This window comes from Aeromonas mytilicola subsp. aquatica, from assembly GCF_044336385.1.
Taxonomy (GTDB): Bacteria; Pseudomonadota; Gammaproteobacteria; order Enterobacterales; family Aeromonadaceae; genus Aeromonas; species Aeromonas rivipollensis.
Genome location: NZ_CP172298.1, coordinates 1,921,311 through 1,938,997, shown reverse-complemented (window position 1 = coordinate 1,938,997; position 17,687 = coordinate 1,921,311). Strand labels below are relative to the sequence as shown.

Here is a 17,687-nt window from a genome sequence, read left to right as displayed (position 1 = left end):
TATCAAGATGAACAAGATGCTACACAACTTAACGCTACACACCCTGGGCGCCTGCGCCCTGATGATCGCTGCCGGCAGTGCCTCGGCAGCCGAGAAGATGACACTGGGGGTCTCCATCCCGACCGCGACCCACAGCTTCACCGCCGGCATCGTCTGGTGGGCCAACAAGGCCAAGGAGGATCTCGAGAAGGCCCATCCCGATCTCAAGGTGATCGTCAAGACCGCCGCCAATGCCCCTGAACAGGCCAACCAGTTGCAGGATCTGCTGACGGTCAACAAGATGGATACGCTGGTCATCTTCCCGTTCGAGTCAGCCTCCCTGACCAAGCCGGTCGCCCAGGTCAAGCAGAAGGGGGTCTATGTCACCGTGGTCGATCGGGGGCTGACGGACACCAGCGCCCAGGATGCCTACGTGGCCGGGGACAACACCGCCTTTGGCAAGCTGCCCGCCGAGTTCATCGCCAAGACCCTCAATGGGAAGGGAGACATAGTCGCCCTGCGCGGTATTCCCACCACCCTGGACAACGAGCGCTTCGATGCCTTCAGCGGCGTGATGAAGCAGCACGGCGGCATCAAGATCCTCGATGCCAAATATGGCAACTGGAACCGGGATGATGCCTTCAAGGTGATGCAGGACTTCCTGACCCGCTTCAAGCACATAGACGCCGTCTGGGCCGCCGATGACGACATGGCGGTGGGGGTGATCAAGGCCATCGATCAGGCCAAGCGCACCGACATCAAGCTGGTGTTTGGCGGCGCCGGGGCCAAGGGGGCGATCAAGACACTGATGGAGGGCAGCGATCCCCGCATCCAGGCCAACGTCTCCTACTCCCCCAAGTTCATGTATGACGCCATCATGCTGACCGCAGAGGCTCGCCTCAAGGGCGAACGGCTGCCGGCCAACACCATCATCCCCTCTGTGCTGATCACCCCGCAGACGGCCAAGGAGTTCTACTTCCCCGACTCCCCGTTCTAAGGCTGTCATATGTGAGAGCCCCGGCCTCCCCTTCACGGGAGCCCAGACCCCACCCCAACCCTCCCCTTCGCAGGGGAGGGAGTTTTTACTCCTCCTCCTTGTGAAGGGGGAGGCCGGGGGGGGTTAACTGCCTTTATTCAGGAGTGCCCATGAAGACCATCAAGGGACCGGCCATCTTCCTCGCCCAGTTCATGGGGGAGCAGCCGCCATTCGATACCCTCACCGGCCTGGCGGACTGGGCCGCCGGCCTCGGCTTTCGCGGCCTGCAACTGCCGACGGACCCGCGCCTGTTCGATCTGACCCGGGCGGCGGCCAGCCAGGACTATTGCGACGAGATAAGCGGCCTGCTGGCCGAGCGGGGGCTGGTCATCACAGAGCTCTCCACCCACCTGCAGGGCCAGCTGCTGGCCGTCCATCCCGCCTATGACAGCCTGTTCGATGGCTTCGCCCCCCCGGCGCTGCGCGGCAAGCCCGCCGCCCGCACCCAGTGGGCGGCCGATCAGCTCAAGGCGGCGGCCATTGCCTCCCGAAGGCTTGGCCTCAACGCCCACGTCACCTTCTCAGGCGCCCTCGCCTGGCCCTATCTCTACCCCTGGCCCCAGCGGCCCGCCGGCCTCGTCGAGGAGGCCTTCGCCGAGCTGGCCCGCCGCTGGCTCCCTCTGCTCAATGCCTTTGACGAGGCCGGGGTGGACGTCTGCTACGAGCTGCACCCGGGGGAGGACTTGTTCGATGGCGCCACGCTGGAGCGCTTCCTCGAGGCAACCGGCGATCATCCCCGCGTCAACGTGCTCTACGACCCCAGCCACATGCTGCTGCAGCAGCTCGATTACCTCGCCTTCCTCGACCTCTATCACGAGCGGGTGCGCGCCTTTCACGTGAAGGATGCCGAATTCAGGCCCTCGGGACGCCAGGGGGTCTATGGGGGCTATGCTCCCTGGCTCGGGCGGGCGGGACGCTTTCGCTCCCTGGGGGATGGCCAGATAGACTTTGGCGCCATCTTCAGCAAGCTCGCCCAGTACGACTACCCCGGCTGGGCCGTGCTGGAGTGGGAGTGCGCCCTCAAGCACCCGGAGGATGGCGCCGCCGAGGGGGCCGACTTCATCCGCAATCATATTATCCGGGTCGCCGAGCGCCCCTTCGATGACTTCGCCGGCAGCGGCCTGGCGCGGGAGGCGATCAGAAGCCTGCTTGGCCTCGGCGATGACCTGAGCGGCAGTTCGGGCGGCAAGATGGGAGAGAATAAATGAAAAGACGACTGCGTCTGGGCATGGTCGGCGGCGGCCAGGGAGCCTTCATCGGCGCCGTGCATCGACTGGCGGCCCGCATGGACGATCACTATGAGCTGCTCGCCGCCGCCCTCTCCGCCGATCCCGCCAATGCCCGGGCGAGCGCCCTCGTCCTCGGGCTGGATCCGGCCCGCGCCTACGAGGATTACGCCCGGATGGCCCAAGCCGAGGCGGCCAGACCCGACGGCATAGAGGTGGTGGCCATCACCACCCCCAACCACCTGCACGCCCCGGTGGCGACAGCCTTTCTCGAAGCCGGCATTCACGTTATCTGCGACAAGCCGCTGGCGCTGACCCTGGCCGAGGGGGAGGAACTCGCCCGCCTCGCCCGCCAGCAGCGGCGGCTGTTTGCCCTGACCCACACCTATTCGGGCTACCCCATGGTGCGCCACGCCCGCCAGCTGGTCGCCGCCGGTGAGCTCGGCGAGCTGCGCTACGTTCAGGTGGAATACCTGCAAGATTGGCTCGCCAACCCCATCCCCCCGGGTCAGAACAAACAGGCTGACTGGCGGGCCGATCCGGCCCGCGCCGGGCGAGCCGGTTGCCTCGGCGACATCGGCACCCACGCCTACCAGCTGGCGGCCTTCATCACCGGGCAGTTGCCAAATGAGATCGCTGCCGAACTGCACAGCTTCGTGCCGGGGCGCCAGGTGGACGATCATCTGCAGGTCTGGTTGCGCTACTCCCAGGGGATGCGCGGATCGCTCAACGCCAGCCAGGTCGCCAGCGGCGAGGAGAACCGGTTGCAGATCCGCCTCTATGGCGATAAAGCCAGCCTGATCTTCCGCCAGGAGGCACCCAATGAGCTCTGGCTTACCCCCATTGGCGGCACCAGCCAGCGGCTGACCCGGGGCCGGGTGGCAAGCCCGGCGGCGGCCCATGCCAGCCGGGTACCCGCCGGTCATCCCGAGGGTTATCTGGAGGCCTTTGCCCAGCTCTATACGGACGCGGCCTTGCAGATCCACGCCCTGGCGGCCGGGGAGGCGCCGCCCCCCGAGAGCCTGGCGCTCACCACTGTGGAAGACGGGGTGGCGGGGATGCGCTTCATCGAGACCAGCCTGGCCAGCCACGCCGCCGATGGACGCTGGCAGCCGCTCTCCTGACCCGCCATGGCGGAAGGCAGCCCCGCCGCAAACCGGCGGGCGGCCCTCCCCTTCAGGTGCCGGACAATAAAAAGCCCGCCGACGAGGGCGGGCTCTTCACCTGACCTGGATGCACTCAGACGGCCATCTGCTCGTGGGGGGAGCCATGGTGGCGCAGCCAGAGGAAGCTCAAGGCCACGATCAGCACCATCACCACCATGATGGCCCCCAGGGTCAGCTGCCCTTCCATGGGGAAGCTGGCGGCCAGCAGGGTGACGACACCCGCCCCCAGGTTCTGCATGCCTCCCAGGATGGCCCCGGCGGTGCCCGCCTGACCCGGGAAGGGCTCGATGGCGCAGGAAGTGGCGGTCGGGTAGAGGATGCCGCTGCCGATGAAGTAGACGGCCGCGCCGCCCACCAGAGAGGCAGCACTCACCAGCCCGAACAGGCCTGGCACCAGTATGATGAGGGCCCCCAGCCCCAGGAAGGCGATGCCAAGGCGCATCAGCTTGCCCTGACTCAGCCGGAAGCTCAAGCGGGCGGAGAGCCAGGCGCCAAACAGGTAGCCGGGCAGCGGCAACACGAACAGCACGCTCACTGTGCGGGCGCTCAGTTTGAGTACGTCGCCGAGCAGCACCCCGGCCGCCGCCTCGAATACCGCGAGTCCGGCGAAGGTCGCCATCAGGCAGAGCAGGTTACCCTGGAAGCGAGGGTTGCCGAGCACGTGGCGGTAGGCGGCGCCGACCCGCAGTGGCTGCTGACGGGCGCTCGCCGGCAGGGTCTCGCCAAACCAGGCCAGCAGGGCCAGGGTGGTCAGGGCGCCGAAGCCGAACAGGAACCAGTAGCCGGCGCGCCAGTTGAACAGCTCGGTCAGCCAGCCCCCCAGTACGGGTGCCAGCAGAGGGGAGAAGATCACCCCCATGCTCACCAGGCTGTTGGCGCGGTTGAGCTCGGCGCCGCTGTAGCGATCCCGCATCACTGTCCGGCTCATGGCACCACCGGCCCCCGTGCCCAGCCCCTGGATGAAGCTGCCGGCCAGCAGGGCGGCAAAGTGCGGGATCAGCTGAATGGTCAGGGTGCCCACCAGAAACACCATCATGCCGATAAGCAGCACGGGGCGGCGGCCGATGCGATCAGACAGCGGACCGTAGACGAACTGGGAGAGGCCGTACGGGATCAGGTAGCAGGCCATCACCGCCTGCAACTGGCCGGAGGCCACATGAAAGTCCCCCGCCATCATGGGAATGGAGGGCACATAGAGGGTCTGGGTCATCTGGCCCACGGCGACCATCAGAATTGTCAGGAAAAACAGCGGATAAAAACTGTGCCGATACATATCTCAGTCCCGAAAAATCATCGAAAAGCTGCCCGCCTCTGGCAGAAAACCGCAGAGGGGATCCAATAAACAGGGTCGATCAAAGGTGAAACGCAAGGCGGAGGACCCGCACCCGCCAGGAGCAGGACGCTCTTTGGCTTGCGGTGATCTTAGTGATTCATGTCACAAAAAACGAACGAATCTTTATAATCTGCTTTCCCAAGTTTTTCTAATGTGACGGGGCCAGCGGCCCCGTCGAACTGACATCGAAAGGGAGCGGGACGCCTGTGCCCAGGCGCCTCGCTCCCCTTAGCCCACCCGCCTCAACCCGGTGGGCGCCAGCCCCTGCTCGGGTGCGCCTGCCGCCCCCAGTCGCAGGCAGCGGCTGGCGACCTTGCCCGCCAGCGCCTCGTCATGGGTCACCAGCAGCAGGGCGCAGCCTATCTCCCCCAGCGCCCCTAGCAGGCAGGCGATGGTCTGCTGCTGGCTCAGGGGATCGAGCCGGGAGCTGGGCTCATCGGCAAAGAGCAGCACGGGGCGCAGCAACAGGGCCCGGATCAGCGACAGCCGTTGCAGCTCTCCCCCCGACACCTGGCTCGGCAGCCGGGTCAGCAGCCGCTCATCGAGGCCTAGCCTCGCCAGATAGTCGGTGAGGGGCTGGCGGGGCAGCCTGTGCAGGCGCAGCAGATCGTCAAACTGGGTGGCGAGGCGCACCCGGCTGGCGAAGGCCAGCACCGGATCCTGATAGAGCTTCTGCCAGCGGTGGGGGGCTATGCCCCCCTGGCGCAATACCCGCCCTCCCAGCGGGCGCTGCAACCCCAGCAGCACATTGCCGAGGGTGCTCTTGCCCGCGCCGCTCGGCGCCATGATGGCGAGCCGCTCCCCTTGTGCCAGTGGCAGATCCAGCCCCTCGAACAGGGTCTGTTCGCCATACCCCATGGTCAGCCCCTCGCCCCTGAGCAACCAGTCGCCGGTCGGGGGATGCACCGCCTCGGGCCAGGCGGACGGCTCTGCCGCCAGCAGGGCGCGGCTGTAGGCATGGGAAGGCGTGTGCAGCACCTGCTCGACGGGCCCCTGCTCCACTATCTCACCCCCCTTGACCACCAGCACCCAGCCCCCCAGCGCCCGGGCCAGGGAGAGATCATGGGTGATGGTCAGCAGGTGGCGCCCCTCGGTCAGATAGCCCTGCAGCAATGTTTGCAGCCTGGCGCTGGCCCGGCTGTCGAGCCCCTTGGTGGGCTCGTCGGCGATGAGCAAACGGGCCTGCCCCAGGGTGGCGGCGGCAAAGGCGGCGCGCTGGGCCATACCCCCGGAGAGCTGGTGCGGGAAGTGGCGCTCCCGCCCGGCGAGCCCGAGCCGCGCCAGGGCGTCCCGCGCCCGCGAGCGCGCCTCCTTGCCTCCCGCCAGCCAGCCCTCCTCCACCTGGGGCAGCAGCCCCATGGTGGGGTCCAGCGCCAGCACAGGCTCCTGGGGCAGCATGGCCAGCTCCCGCCCCCAGAGGACGCGCAGGGCCTGGGGGTCCGCCAGGCTGTGGCGCCGGCCGCCCATCGCCATCTCACCCCGGCCGCTCAGGGGAGCGGGCAGGGTCCCCATCAGGGCATGGGCCAGCAGGGATTTGCCCGAGCCGCTCTCCCCTATCAGGGTCAAAGCGGAGCCGGGGAGCAGGGTGAGATCCAGCGCCTGCAACAGGGTCTGCCGGCCGTCATCCACCTGCAGGCCCTTGATATGAATGGTCGTCATGGGGTGACTCCTTGTGGGGATGGGGTGTGAAGAGTGCCCTTCTGATTGAGCAGCACCAGGGCCAGCAGCATCATTCCCATCACCAGTATGGGAGCCAGCAGCAGGCGGGGCGCCTCCTGATAGTGGGGCAGCACCTCCGTCATCATCAGGCCAAGCTCCGGGGTGGGCGGCTGGATGCCCACCCCGACGAAGCCCAGGGTCGAGAGGGTCAGGATGGCCCCGGCGAGGCCAAAGGCCATCATGGTCAGCAGCTGGGGGGCCAGCTCGGGCCAGAGGTGACGGCGCACTATGTGGCCGTTGCCAAAGCCCAGCAGGCGGGATGCCTCCACCTGGGGCGAGGCAAGCAGCGCCCGGCTGCGGGCCCGCACCACGCGGTAGTACTCCACCCACTGGGCCATGGCCAGCCCGAGATAGAGGATGGCGAAGCCCCCCTGTGCCACGGCGGAGAAGAGCAGCACCAGCAGCAGGCTCGGCAGGGCCAGCACACCGTCGGCCAGGCTGCGCAGCAGGCCGTCAACCCAGCCACCGCGCCAGGCGGAGAGCCAGCCCAGCAAGGATCCCAGCAGGGCTGCCGTCAGGACACACAGCATCCCCAGCAGCAGGGAGAGCCGAGTCGCCGCCGCGAGCCGCGCCATCAGGCTGCGGCCCATCTGATCGCGCCCGAGCGGCTCCTGCCAGGAGGGCTCGGCCAGGAACTGCGCCAGATCCTGGGCGGCGGGATCAGGCCAGAGCATTGGGCCCAGCAGGGCAAACAGCACCACCAGCAGGAGCAGGCTTGCTCCTGCCTTGACAGAGAAAGACATGATCAGGACTCCTTGGGACCGCGGGGATCGATGGCGTGACAGAGCAGATCCGTCAGGGTATTGAGCAGCACGAAGAGCGCCGCCAGCACCAGCACGGTTCCCTGCACCATGGGGATGTCGCGCCAGAAGATGGCGTGCACCAGGGCATGGCCGATGCCGGGCCAGGCGAACAGGCTCTCCACCACCACTACCCCTTCGATCAGCAGCACCAGTTGCACGCCGGTATAGGCGATGACGCCGACCCCGCTGTTGCGCAGGCCGTGACGCCTGAAGACCCGGGCGGGCGAGAGCCCCTTGGTCAGGGCGAAGCGGTAATAGCCGGACTGCACCACTGTGAGCACGCTCTCGCGCACCACCCGGGAGAGTACCCCCGAGAGCCCCAGCCCCAGGGTGAGGGCGGGCAGCAGCAGGTTGCTCCCCTCCCCGTGACCGGCGGCGCTGACCCAGCCCAGCTCCACCGAGAGCAGCACCATGAGCACCAGGCCGAGCAGGAAGGGAGGCAGCGCACGCATCAGCACGCTCCAGCCCAGGGTCAGGCGATCGCACCATCCCCCGGGGCGCAGGGCGCTCAGACTGCCGAGCGGCAGCGCCACCACCAGGGCCAGGGCCACGGCGGCCACCGCCAGGGACAGGGTGGCCCCCAGGTGGTGAGCCACTTCCCTTGCCACAGGCGCCCCCGTCACCAGGGAGCTGCCGAGATCCCCCTGCAGCAGGGCCCCCAGCCAGTCAGCGAAGCGGGAGAGGGCCGAACCGGCCAGCCCCAGCTCGCTGCGCACCGCATTGGCGGCCTCGGCGGTGACATAGTCATAGCCATAGCGTCCCGCGGCGATGCGAAAGGCGAGGTCCCCGGGCAGGGATTGCACCATCAGAAAGCAGAGCCCGGCCACCAGCAGGGCCACCATCAGCGCCTGCACCAGCCGCTGACCCAGGATCCCCATGACGGCGGAGAAGGGCGTCGCTGTCATTGTGCGCTCCATGTCAGCATGTCCAGACGGTAGCTGCGCTCCTGGGGATCCAGCTCAAAGCCCTTCAACTCACGGCTGACTGCCGCGCTCTGGCGATACCAGGCGATGGGCAGGATCGGCAACTCCTGCTGCAGGGTGGTGGCGATGTCACGGCGCAGTGCCGCGGCCTCCCCGGCGGGCAGGGTCTCCTTGCCAAGGCGGGCCAGTGTTTGCTCCATGGTCGGGGATTGCCAGTTCATCACCCCCCAGTCGGCACCGGCGGGGGCCAGATCCCCCAACAGGGTGACCAGGGGATCCGGCACCAGGGCATAGTTGCGGGCATAGAGGCCGAGCTGGAGCGAGCCATCCTGATGACCGGCCGGGATCTCGCTCGAGTTGCCCACCGCCACCTTGAGATCCACCCCCACCGCCTTCCACTGCGCCTGCAGTGCCGTGGCCAGCAGGGGCAATTCCGGGCGATCCGGGAAGGTGCGCAGGGTCAGGGCGAAACGCTCCTCCCCCTTGTGCAGCACGCCATCCGCCCCCAACAGCCAGCCTGCCGCCGCCAAGGCCGCCTGAGCTGCCTTGACGTCATAGGCGAGCGGGGTCAGCCCGGGTTGATGCCACTCCCCCAGGGTGGGAGGGAAGAGCTGGGTCGCCGCCATCTCGGGATCCCGCAGCAGGGCCGCCGCCATGCCACTGCGATCGATGGCGAGACTGAGGGCGCGGCGCACCGCTGGATCCTTCAGAAGAGGATCGGCCCCATTGAGCTTGAGCTGTATGGTGCGCGGCAGGGTGACGGAGGCGATGGCGACCCGGGGCGCCTGCTGCAAGCGGCGGATGCTGACCGGATCCAGCCCCCAGGCGATGTCGGCCTGACCGCTCTCGGCCATCAGGGTGCGGCTCTCGGCACGGCCCACCGTCAGGTAGCTCACCTGCGAGATGGCAGGCTGGGGGCCCTGCCAGCCATCGAAACGCACTGTCTCTATCCGCTGGGGCTGCTGCAACCGTATGATGCGATAGGGGCCTGAGCCGATGACCTGGGTCACCTCCCCCTTGGCGTCATAGGCATTCTTCGCCAGGATCTGGGTACTGGGGTGAGCCAGCACGGCGGCCAGGGGGGCGAAGGGGCCGGTGAGGGTGACCAGCAGAGCCCCCTCGTGGGCCTCAATGGACGCTATGGGGGCGCTGGTCATGACGCCGGGCTTGCGCCTGGCCTGCTGCAGGGCAAAGGCGGCCTGCTCGGCGCTCACCTCGCTGCCATCGTGAAAGCGGGCCCCGGGGCGCAGGGTGAATCGCCATTGCAAACCATCCCCGGAGCTTGACCACTGGCTGGCGAGTCCGGGTTGCAGATTACCCTGGCTGTCGACCTCTACCAGAGTCTCCGCCACCTGCATGCGGGTAAAGAAGACCCCGTTGCTGGCGGGATCGACACTGTGGATCTCCCAGGGCCCCACCATGGCCAGCGGCTTGCCGTGAGCGGCATTCATCCCCACCAGCAGTGCCAGTGCGCACCATCCCGAACAGCTGTGTATTTTTGTCATCCATTCCATCCAAACGATAATGATTACCAACCAATATCTGGCGTTATAACATAACAATTAATCGGAATGAATGACTTTTCATTTTTGATAAATGGCTTATTTAAAAGAAGAAAGGAGGGAGCAGGTGAGAGGCACAGCAGGCGTGAAGGGCAGGCAATGGGGCGGCGATCATAAGAAGAGATGGCCCGTCATCGGGCCATCGTCATCATGCTAGCGAGTCACCATCTGCTGCGCCCGCTTGACCTGATCCTCGGGGCTTTCGTTGCGCGGCGGTATGGTGATGCCCTTCTGGCAGGCGGGCTTGGCCTCCATGCGCGCCATCCAGGCCTGCAGATGCGGCAGACCCTCGATTGAGATGCCACTCCAGTCATAGATCCGCACCCAGGGCCAGGTGGCGATGTCGGCGATGCTGTACTCGTCGGCCAGGTACTCATGATGTGCCAGGTGACCGTCCAGCACCTCGAACAGACGGCGCCCCTCCTTCTGGTAGCGCTCTATGGCCGCCAGGATCTTCTCGGGGAAGTAGCGGTAGAAGACGTTGGCCTGCCCCATCATGGGGCCGACGCCGCCCATCTGGAACATCAGCCACTGGATGGCCTGGGAGCGGCGCTTGGGATCTTGCGGCAGCAGCTTGCCGGTTTTCTCCGCCAGGTAGAGCAGGATAGCGCCGGATTCGAACACGGCGAAGTCACCGTTATCCCGATCGACGATGGCAGGGATGCGGCCATTGGGGTTGATGGCCAGAAACTCGGGCTTCTTCTGCTCCATGGTCGAGAAATCCAGCGGGATCACCTTGTAAGGCAAGCCCAGCTCCTCGAGGGCGATCGACACCTTGAACCCATTGGGCGTGGCGGCTGTGTACAAATCTATCATCTTGGACTCCTTGGACATTCAAACGTAATGATCAGGCCTGGGCGCTGGGACGGGCGCTCACCCGCTCATGCCAGGCCTGCAAATAATGCTGGTGCGGGGCGATGCGAAGACCGACGACCTTGCCAAAGTCGATGGTGCACAGGGCCAGGATGTCGGCGATGGTGAAGCGATCTCCTGCCACATAGGGCACCTCGGCAAGACGGGCATCGAGCCTGGCAAACCATGCCAGGGCCTGCTGCTTGCACTCCTCCCCCCACTCGGGGAAGACGGTCTCGCGATCCTGGTAAAAGCCGGTGATGTGACGAAACGCCATGCCGGTGGGCAGCCAGAGATTGAATTCGACGATACGGCTCCACATCTCTATGGTGGCGCGCTCCAGCGCCGTGTTGCCAAACAGGTTGGGCTCGGGGTTGAGCTCCTCGAAGTAGCGGCAGATGGCCACAGTCTCACTGAGACAGGTGCCATCATCGAGTTCGAGCACAGGAATGCGCCCCGCCGGGTTCTTGGCCAGAAATGCGGGTTCAAGGTTCTCCCCTGCCCCCAGATCCACTTGCTGATAGGTCATCTCGACCCCCTTCTCCGCCAGAAACATCCTGACCCGGCGGGCATTGGGGGCACGTTTCAACTCATAGACCTTCATCTCACCTCCGTTGACGGGAACACAGCGGGCCGCTTCCCATCCCCACGGGGGACAACAGACAAGCGGCGCAATATCGGTCTGTTATGACAAATATTGCGCCGCTTGAACAGCCCAAAGAAGGGGGGTAACAATCAGCTGCACAGCACCAGGGGTTGACGCTGACGCAGCAGGATGAGGCGGGAGAGAAGCGGGAAATAGGACTCTAACTTGCTCTGCAGGACCAGGCTGCAGGCGGGATCCGCGAGTTCAGTTTCATCCAGCACTATGCCATTGGAAACGAAGTAAAAGCGCGGGTCCCTGACATCCGGCCCCTGGGGAGGGCTGTCATATTGTCGATGCACCAGCAGGGGCAGCACGGGCAAGCCCAGGGCAATGCCGCTGGCGGGCCAGACCGGCTCCGGCCATGCCGCATCATCCTCTTCCAGCAGCAAGATGGCCGCCTCCTCCTTCGACGGTTGCCACCTATCCGGTTGTGCGACCCTCACCTCGGTGAAGTAGTCCCCGTATCCGCTGGCGGCACACAGTGCGGCCAGCACCCCCAATGTCGTCGCTGCCGACGGTTTTTGACTGACTAATGACAGATTCATGGCTCATGTCCCTATGCTCACCACAGCCTGTTAACCGGCTGTCGCGATAAGACTAGCCGATAACAGGTCTTTATTGGAGCCGTCAGATCTGCCAGCTCCCGCCATGACCGAATGCGGGTACCATGGTTGCTATTCCAGAATATCTTGGTAAGATACCGCGTCCTTTTATCCCCCGTTCTTTAACATCCAGTGGTGAACCTATGCATCCGATGCTGAATATCGCCGTGCGCGCTGCGCGCAACGCCGGTCAAGTTGTAGTAAAAGCCTTCTCCCAGCCCGAGAACATCGAGGCTATCCAAAAAGGCAGCCACGACTTCGTGACCAACGTTGACCGTGAAGCCGAAGCGGCCATCATTCACACCATCAAGAAGTCTTACCCGGAACACAGCATAGTGGCTGAAGAGTCTGGTGAGATTACCGGTACCAATCCGGATTACCAATGGATCATCGACCCACTGGATGGCACGACCAACCTGGTCAAGGGCATTCCGCACTTTGCCGTCTCCATCGCCCTGCGCGTCAAGGGCAAGACCGAACAAGCCGTCGTTTACGATCCCATTCGTGACGAGCTGTTTACCAGCACCCGTGGCAACGGCGCCCAGCTGAACGGCTACCGCATCCGTGTCGGCAAGGCCAAAGAGATGGCTGGCACCGTACTGGCCACCGGTTTCCCGTTCAAGCAGAAGCACCACATCGAGCCGTACCTGAAGATGTTCCAGAGCATGTTCATCGAATGTGCCGATATCCGCCGCGCCGGCTGCCCTGCGCTGGATCTGGCCTATGTGGCCGCCGGCCGCATCGACGGTTTCTGGGAAATCGGCCTGAAGCCCTGGGAAACAGCCGCAGGTGAGCTGCTGGCCAAGGAAGCCGGTGCCATAGTCACCGACTTCGTGGGTGGTCACAACTACGAAAACTCCGGCAACATAGTGGTTGCCAACCCGCGCGTCCTGAAAGAGATGCTCGGCAAGATCCGCGAAAACCTGCCGGATTCTTTGGCTAAATAAGCTGGCCAAGTAAGTCGCGAACCCTTGAAAAAAATGCCAGTCGGCCCAGCCGACTGGCATTTTTTTATCTCTGTGATCGGGATAATGAGCCGCAGCAGCCTGGACCTGGCCCCTGCCCCGTTTCAGATGAGCAAGGACGTACGGCCCCCTTCACTTTAGATGGTGCCGTTACGCCCCATGTTGATCACTACCCGCCGGTTCTTGGCTCGGCCCGTGTCCGTCTCGTTGGAGGCCACGTGTTGTTTCTCGCCGTGTCCCTCCACCGAGATCTTGCCCTCCTCGATGCCGAGATCCACAAACACCTGCTTGATGGCATCTGCCCGTTTCTCGGAGAGCTTCTGATTGGGCCAGCGCCCGCCGTAGCTGTCGCTGTAGGCGTCGATCACCACCACATCTATGCTCTTGTCCGCCTTCACGTAATCGCCGATCAGCGCCAGCCGCCGCCTGGAGGCTGGCGACAGCTGATCGCTGTTCTTGTCATAGGAGAGCACGCTGAAGGCGATGTCGTTGAAGCTGTAGGGCAAGAGGCCACTCAGGCAATCCATGAAGGCCTGGTACTTGACCCTGAAGTTGACCGAGGAGAGCGACACCCGCACCGGCCTGTCCTGGCGATACCAGTCTCTGTACTGGAAGGTGGGCATGCGCCCCCCCTCCAGCTCGTCCAGCATGGTCCAGGCGGTTTGCCCCGCCACCAGGCCGTCAAACTGTTGATAAAACTGCAACTGGCTTATCTGGCGTCCGGAGACACCGGGGCGCCAGTTGGGAGGCATGATCCCGAGGCTCACCGTCTGGGTCCTGGCCTGCGGCCGCTGCCCCTTCAGCTCGAAGTCCAGATTGATCTTGCGACCCGCCCGGCTGACGAAGGCGCCCGTGCCCCAGCGGGGAATGGGGTGTTCGAGACGGCACTCCACCTGGGTATCCGAGGTCAACCGCCAGACGGATTGATCCAGGCCGGCACCGAACTCGGTCACTCCCGCCTGCAACTGCATACTCACGGATATGCTGATCAACCCTAACACCCAAGCATTCAACGGCTTGCCCTCCATACTATCTCGGATTAACTATCGGCAGTGGCAAGCCAAGCTTTAGGGCAAAACACGCAAGGGGCGGCAGGCGCCATCGGCTCGTCGTCGCCATGGGTGTCGCCAGCGATCCCGCCCCTCCAGAAAATCATTGTCATCAATGTCTGCGCCAAGCCCCATGGCCGGCGCAACTGCTGACAATAGAAGCGGTTGATGTACTCATGGCGGCGCAGGAGGGACAAGGGCCGGCTTTTTTGCCATAATGCCGCCTCCTTTCACGCCGACCGAGATACCATGACCGACGCCGTTCACACCCTCAAGGGCCGTTTTCGTGGCTTTTACCCCGTCGTCATCGATGTTGAAACCGCCGGATTCAATGCCAAGACCGATGCCCTGCTGGAGATCGCCGCCTATACCCTCAAGATGGATGAGCAGGGCTGGCTCATGCCCGATCAGATCTTCCATTTTCATGTGGCGCCATTCGAAGGGGCCAATCTGGAGAAGGCCGCCCTGGAGTTCACCGGCATAGACCCCTTCAATCCACTGCGCGGCGCCGTGGACGAGAAGGAAGCACTCACCGAGATCTTCAAGGGGGTGCGCAAGGGCATGAAGGAGAGCGACTGCAGCCGGGCCATCATAGTGGCCCACAACGCCACCTTCGATCACGGCTTCGTGATGGCCGCCGCCGAGCGGGCCGGTCTCAAGCGCAATCCGTTCCACCCCTTCGCCACCTTCGACACCGCGGCCCTCTCGGGCCTGGCCCTGGGGCAGACGGTGCTGGCCAAGGCATGTCAGAGTGCGAACATCCCCTTTGACAACAAAGAGGCCCACTCCGCCCTCTATGACACCGAGCGCACCACCGAGCTGTTCTGTCATATCGTCAACCGCTGGAAGAGCCTGGGGGGTTGGCCCCTGGCCAATCCAGAGGACGTGCCCGCCGATGACAACCCCCAGTAGTGCCATTGGGGCATGAGAAAGAGGCTGCCTTGGCAGCCTCTTTCCATGAGGTCGTAAGGGGAGCCACCGCCGGGCATCTGGTTTGACCAGAACGGCATAAACAGGGTCATCCAGCACCGTTTTCAGCATTCCATCCCGACAGCGCTGGATTAGCTCGGCAGGAATGCCGTGAAGAGGCCATTTTGCCGTTTTTTTTCTCGACATTTGTCACGTTTTTCGCAAACTAGCTGACTTTCCCCCGACAGACAGCAACACAATCTATAAGGAAATCAAATGAATCCTGTTGTTATCGCGGTGGCGCTGATGCTGGTGCTCAGCCTGCTGCGGATCAATGTGGTGGTCTCTCTCGCCATCGGCGCCATCGTCGGCGGCCTGCTCGGCGGCCTCTCCCTCGAACAGACCCTCAGCACCTTCACCGGCGGACTGGGTGGCGGCGCAGAAATCGCCCTCTCCTACGCCATGCTGGGGGCCTTCGCGGTGGCCATCTCCCGCTCCGGGATCACCGACTTGCTGGCCCGCAAGGTGATCAGCCAGCTCGGCAAGGATGCCAGTTCGTCCCGCATCCTCTGGGTCAAGAGCCTGCTGCTCACCTCGGTACTGGGGGTCTCCATCTCCTCCCAGAACCTGATCCCGGTCCACATCGCCTTCATTCCAATCCTTATCCCGCCGCTGTTGCACGTCATGGCCCAGATGCAGATAGATCGCCGCCAGGTGGCCTGCGTCATCACCTTCGGCCTGACCGCGACCTACATGCTGTTGCCGGTAGGTTTTGGTGGCATCTTCCTCAACAACATCCTGGCCAAGAACCTGATCGACAACGGGGTGGCGGTCGAGTTCAGCCAGCTGCCGCTGGCGATGGCCATTCCGGTGCTTGGCATGTTCATCGGGCTGCTGGTGGCCGTGTTCATCACCTACCGCAAGCCGCGCCAGTATGATCTGGAGAAGATCCTGGCCGCCGAGCCGGAAACCGTCGAACTGAACCTTAGCCATATCTGGGTCGCCCTGCTGGCCATCGCCGTCGCCCTGGGGCTGCAGCTGATGACCAACAGCATAGTGCTGGGGGCCCTCGCCGGTTTCATCATCTTCACCTGCGGTGGCGTCATCAAGTTTCGCGAGAGCCAGGATGCCTTCACCCAGGGCGTGCGCATGATGTCCCTCATCGGCTTCATCATGATCTCCGCCGCCGGCTTCGCCGCCGTGATGAAGGAGACCCACGGGGTGGAAAGCCTGGTGCAGTCCGTCTCCGGCATGATGGCGGGCCACAAGGGGCTGGCCGCCTTCCTGATGCTGCTGGTGGGCCTGCTCATCACCATGGGGATAGGTTCCTCCTTCTCCACAGTGCCCATCATCGCCACCATCTATGTGCCCCTGTGCATCCACCTCGGCTTCTCCCCCATGGCGACCATAGCCCTGGTCGGCACCGCAGGTGCACTGGGGGATGCAGGCTCCCCTGCCTCCGACTCGACGCTGGGCCCCACCTCGGGCCTCAACGCCGATGGCCAGCACGACCACATCTGGGACAGCGTGGTGCCCACCTTCATCCACTACAACATCCCGCTCATTATCTTCGGCTGGATAGCCGCCATGGTGCTCTGACACGGCACCACGCAGGCAGATGAAAGGCGACCCCAGGGTCGCCTTTATTGTCTCTGGCACTCGTCTCAGGAGGCCGGTTGCAGACTCCGCTTCCTGGCGAGGGCGGTCAAGCAGGCCATCAGCGCCAGCGCGAGGCCCACCCAACCCACACCGACCCAGCTCCCCTGCTGCCAGGCCAGCATGGCCAGGCTTGAGCCGAGCGTACCTCCCAGGAACATGCCCGTCATGAAGAGGGTATTGACCCGCCCCCTCGCCTCGGCTCTCAGGCCATAAATGTGCTGCTGATGGGCGACGAGCGCACTCTGCACACCCAGATCCAGCAAGATGACCCCGAGCGCCAGCCCGACCAGGGAGAGCCATGTCTCGAACAGGATCCAGGCCAGCACCGCCAGCAGGGTGCCCACCAGCACCACTGGCCTTGCTCCCAGCCTGTCGGCCATCCGTCCTGCCAGCGGGGCAGCCACCACCCCCGCCACGCCGATCACCCCGAACAGCCCAGCGATCTCGGCCCCGAGTCCGTAGGCGGGATCGGCGAGGTAGAAGGCCAACACAGTCCAGAAGGCACTGAAGGAGGCAAACAGCAAGGCCTGGGTCAAGGTGGCGCGGCGCAAGGCGGGCTCTTGGCGCCACAAGCCGATGAGGGAGTGCAGCAGGCGGGCATAGCTCAGGGTGGAGCGAGGCAACCCCAGCGGGATCATCCGGGCCATCAGCAGGCCCCCCAGCAGGGCCAGCGGCACCCCGAGCCAGAACATGGCGCGCCAGCTTCCATAGGCGGTGACAAGGCCCGCCAACGTACGGCTGAGCAGGATGCCGCCGAGCAGGCCGCTCATCACGCTGCCGACCACGGCCCCTCGCCTGGCCGGTTCGGCCAGGGTGGCCGCCACCGGCACTATCTGCTGGGCCGCCGTGGCGCCTATCCCGAGCAGAACTGAGGCCAGCATCAACATGGTCGGCCCCGTGGCCATGGCCGCCATGGTGGAGGCCAATGCAATCAATACGAACTGCCCCAGAATGAGCCAGCGACGCTCGACGACATCCCCGAGCGGCACCAGCAGCAACAGGCCGGCCGCATAACCGAGCTGGGTCAGCATGGCGATCAGGGGGATGGCGGATTGGCCGGGAAAATCCTGCGCCATCACCGCCAGCATGGGCTGGTTGTAATAGATGTTGGCGACCGCCAGACCGCAGGAGAGGGCCATGGCAAAGACAAGGGCGGGGCCGGGCGTGCTGCTCGCCATGGCGGCCCGCTCGGTGGAGATTGATGAACTCATGATGCCATCCTCATAGATGAATAAACCCCGTGCAGGCACGGGCTGGA

At 64.6% G+C, this 17,687-nt stretch carries 16 protein-coding genes; 6 read left to right on the top strand and 10 right to left on the bottom strand.

Features of this window, described 5'->3' with window-relative positions; genetic code table 11:
* Positions 1–7: 7 nt before the first annotated feature.
* The 3 genes from ACFWHB_RS08975 (at position 8) to ACFWHB_RS08965 (ending at position 3,365) form a co-directional block, all read left to right on the top strand.
* Positions 8–976: a substrate-binding domain-containing protein gene (locus ACFWHB_RS08975; protein WP_234566827.1), complete on the top strand. Its 969-nt coding sequence runs from the start codon at positions 8–10 to the stop codon at positions 974–976.
* A 149-nt stretch (positions 977–1,125) separates the two neighbouring features.
* A complete protein-coding gene (locus ACFWHB_RS08970; protein ID WP_262110700.1) occupies positions 1,126–2,223 on the top strand; it encodes a sugar phosphate isomerase/epimerase family protein in 1,098 nt (365 codons plus the stop codon).
* Positions 2,220–3,365: a Gfo/Idh/MocA family protein gene (locus ACFWHB_RS08965; protein ID WP_395949998.1), complete on the top strand. Its 1,146-nt coding sequence runs from the start codon at positions 2,220–2,222 to the stop codon at positions 3,363–3,365. The genes ACFWHB_RS08970 and ACFWHB_RS08965 overlap by 4 nt, the downstream gene beginning before the upstream one ends.
* A gap of 115 nt (positions 3,366–3,480) precedes the next feature.
* On the opposite strand, the gene emrD is transcribed toward ACFWHB_RS08965, so the two are convergent.
* The 8 genes from emrD to ACFWHB_RS08925 all read right to left on the bottom strand — a co-directional run bounded on the left by emrD (position 3,481) and on the right by ACFWHB_RS08925 (position 11,790).
* The gene (gene emrD / locus ACFWHB_RS08960) at positions 3,481–4,680 is read right to left on the bottom strand and encodes a multidrug efflux MFS transporter EmrD (protein WP_111913213.1); all 1,200 of its coding nucleotides are present in this window, start codon (positions 4,678–4,680) and stop codon (positions 3,481–3,483) included.
* Positions 4,681–4,968: 288 nt separating this feature from the next.
* A complete protein-coding gene (locus tag ACFWHB_RS08955) occupies positions 4,969–6,399 on the bottom strand; it encodes an ABC transporter ATP-binding protein (protein WP_395949997.1) in 1,431 nt (476 codons plus the stop codon).
* A complete protein-coding gene (locus tag ACFWHB_RS08950; RefSeq protein ID WP_395949996.1) occupies positions 6,396–7,202 on the bottom strand; it encodes an ABC transporter permease in 807 nt (268 codons plus the stop codon). The genes ACFWHB_RS08955 and ACFWHB_RS08950 overlap by 4 nt, the downstream gene beginning before the upstream one ends.
* Positions 7,203–7,204: 2 nt before the next feature.
* Entirely contained in the window at positions 7,205–8,167 is a 963-nt protein-coding gene (locus tag ACFWHB_RS08945; RefSeq protein WP_395949995.1) for an ABC transporter permease, read from the bottom strand.
* Positions 8,164–9,690: an ABC transporter substrate-binding protein gene (locus tag ACFWHB_RS08940; protein WP_395949994.1), complete on the bottom strand. Its 1,527-nt coding sequence runs from the start codon at positions 9,688–9,690 to the stop codon at positions 8,164–8,166. Before ACFWHB_RS08940 ends, ACFWHB_RS08945 begins: the two co-directional genes overlap by 4 nt.
* Before the next feature lie 210 nt (positions 9,691–9,900).
* Complete coding sequence (locus tag ACFWHB_RS08935; RefSeq protein WP_395949993.1) at positions 9,901–10,563, bottom strand: glutathione S-transferase family protein; 663 nt, start codon at positions 10,561–10,563, stop codon at positions 9,901–9,903.
* 31 nt (positions 10,564–10,594) lie between these two features.
* Positions 10,595–11,203: a glutathione S-transferase family protein gene (locus ACFWHB_RS08930; RefSeq protein WP_395949991.1), complete on the bottom strand. Its 609-nt coding sequence runs from the start codon at positions 11,201–11,203 to the stop codon at positions 10,595–10,597.
* A gap of 131 nt (positions 11,204–11,334) precedes the next feature.
* Positions 11,335–11,790, bottom strand: coding sequence for a hypothetical protein (locus ACFWHB_RS08925; RefSeq protein ID WP_395949990.1), 456 nt, complete (start codon positions 11,788–11,790; stop codon positions 11,335–11,337).
* Positions 11,791–11,990: 200 nt separating this feature from the next.
* On the opposite strand from ACFWHB_RS08925, the gene suhB reads away from it, so the two are divergent.
* On the top strand, positions 11,991–12,794 hold the full coding sequence (gene suhB / locus ACFWHB_RS08920) for an inositol-1-monophosphatase (protein WP_106886543.1): 804 nt from the start codon (positions 11,991–11,993) through the stop codon (positions 12,792–12,794).
* A gap of 155 nt (positions 12,795–12,949) precedes the next feature.
* Here suhB and ACFWHB_RS08915 read toward each other — a convergent pair whose 3' ends face one another.
* Positions 12,950–13,825, bottom strand: a complete 876-nt coding sequence (locus tag ACFWHB_RS08915; RefSeq protein ID WP_395949989.1) for a flagellar protein MotY — start codon at positions 13,823–13,825, stop codon at positions 12,950–12,952.
* A gap of 285 nt (positions 13,826–14,110) precedes the next feature.
* On the opposite strand from ACFWHB_RS08915, the gene rnt reads away from it, so the two are divergent.
* On the top strand, positions 14,111–14,773 hold the full coding sequence (rnt, locus tag ACFWHB_RS08910) for a ribonuclease T (protein WP_167402244.1): 663 nt from the start codon (positions 14,111–14,113) through the stop codon (positions 14,771–14,773).
* 273 nt (positions 14,774–15,046) lie between these two features.
* A complete protein-coding gene (locus ACFWHB_RS08905) occupies positions 15,047–16,369 on the top strand; it encodes a Na+/H+ antiporter family protein (protein ID WP_234676288.1) in 1,323 nt (440 codons plus the stop codon).
* A gap of 65 nt (positions 16,370–16,434) precedes the next feature.
* Here the strand turns inward: ACFWHB_RS08905 and ACFWHB_RS08900 are convergent, their stop codons facing one another.
* Positions 16,435–17,640: an MFS transporter gene (locus tag ACFWHB_RS08900; RefSeq protein ID WP_395949988.1), complete on the bottom strand. Its 1,206-nt coding sequence runs from the start codon at positions 17,638–17,640 to the stop codon at positions 16,435–16,437.
* Positions 17,641–17,687 lie beyond the last annotated feature (47 nt).

Coding starts and splice junctions, on each gene's coding strand:
- ACFWHB_RS08945 (WP_395949995.1), bottom strand. CDS start 8,167: ATGACAGCGACGCCCTTCTCCGCCGTCATGGGGATCCTGGGTCAGCGG.
- ACFWHB_RS08900 (WP_395949988.1), bottom strand. CDS start 17,640: ATGAGTTCATCAATCTCCACCGAGCGGGCCGCCATGGCGAGCAGCACG.
- ACFWHB_RS08905 (WP_234676288.1), top strand. CDS start 15,047: ATGAATCCTGTTGTTATCGCGGTGGCGCTGATGCTGGTGCTCAGCCTG.
- ACFWHB_RS08950 (WP_395949996.1), bottom strand. CDS start 7,202: ATGTCTTTCTCTGTCAAGGCAGGAGCAAGCCTGCTCCTGCTGGTGGTG.
- ACFWHB_RS08925 (WP_395949990.1), bottom strand. CDS start 11,790: ATGAATCTGTCATTAGTCAGTCAAAAACCGTCGGCAGCGACGACATTG.
- ACFWHB_RS08955 (WP_395949997.1), bottom strand. CDS start 6,399: ATGACGACCATTCATATCAAGGGCCTGCAGGTGGATGACGGCCGGCAG.
- ACFWHB_RS08970 (WP_262110700.1), top strand. CDS start 1,126: ATGAAGACCATCAAGGGACCGGCCATCTTCCTCGCCCAGTTCATGGGG.
- ACFWHB_RS08965 (WP_395949998.1), top strand. CDS start 2,220: ATGAAAAGACGACTGCGTCTGGGCATGGTCGGCGGCGGCCAGGGAGCC.
- ACFWHB_RS08935 (WP_395949993.1), bottom strand. CDS start 10,563: ATGATAGATTTGTACACAGCCGCCACGCCCAATGGGTTCAAGGTGTCG.
- emrD (WP_111913213.1), bottom strand. CDS start 4,680: ATGTATCGGCACAGTTTTTATCCGCTGTTTTTCCTGACAATTCTGATG.
- ACFWHB_RS08975 (WP_234566827.1), top strand. CDS start 8: ATGAACAAGATGCTACACAACTTAACGCTACACACCCTGGGCGCCTGC.
- suhB (WP_106886543.1), top strand. CDS start 11,991: ATGCATCCGATGCTGAATATCGCCGTGCGCGCTGCGCGCAACGCCGGT.
- ACFWHB_RS08930 (WP_395949991.1), bottom strand. CDS start 11,203: ATGAAGGTCTATGAGTTGAAACGTGCCCCCAATGCCCGCCGGGTCAGG.
- rnt (WP_167402244.1), top strand. CDS start 14,111: ATGACCGACGCCGTTCACACCCTCAAGGGCCGTTTTCGTGGCTTTTAC.
- ACFWHB_RS08940 (WP_395949994.1), bottom strand. CDS start 9,690: ATGACAAAAATACACAGCTGTTCGGGATGGTGCGCACTGGCACTGCTG.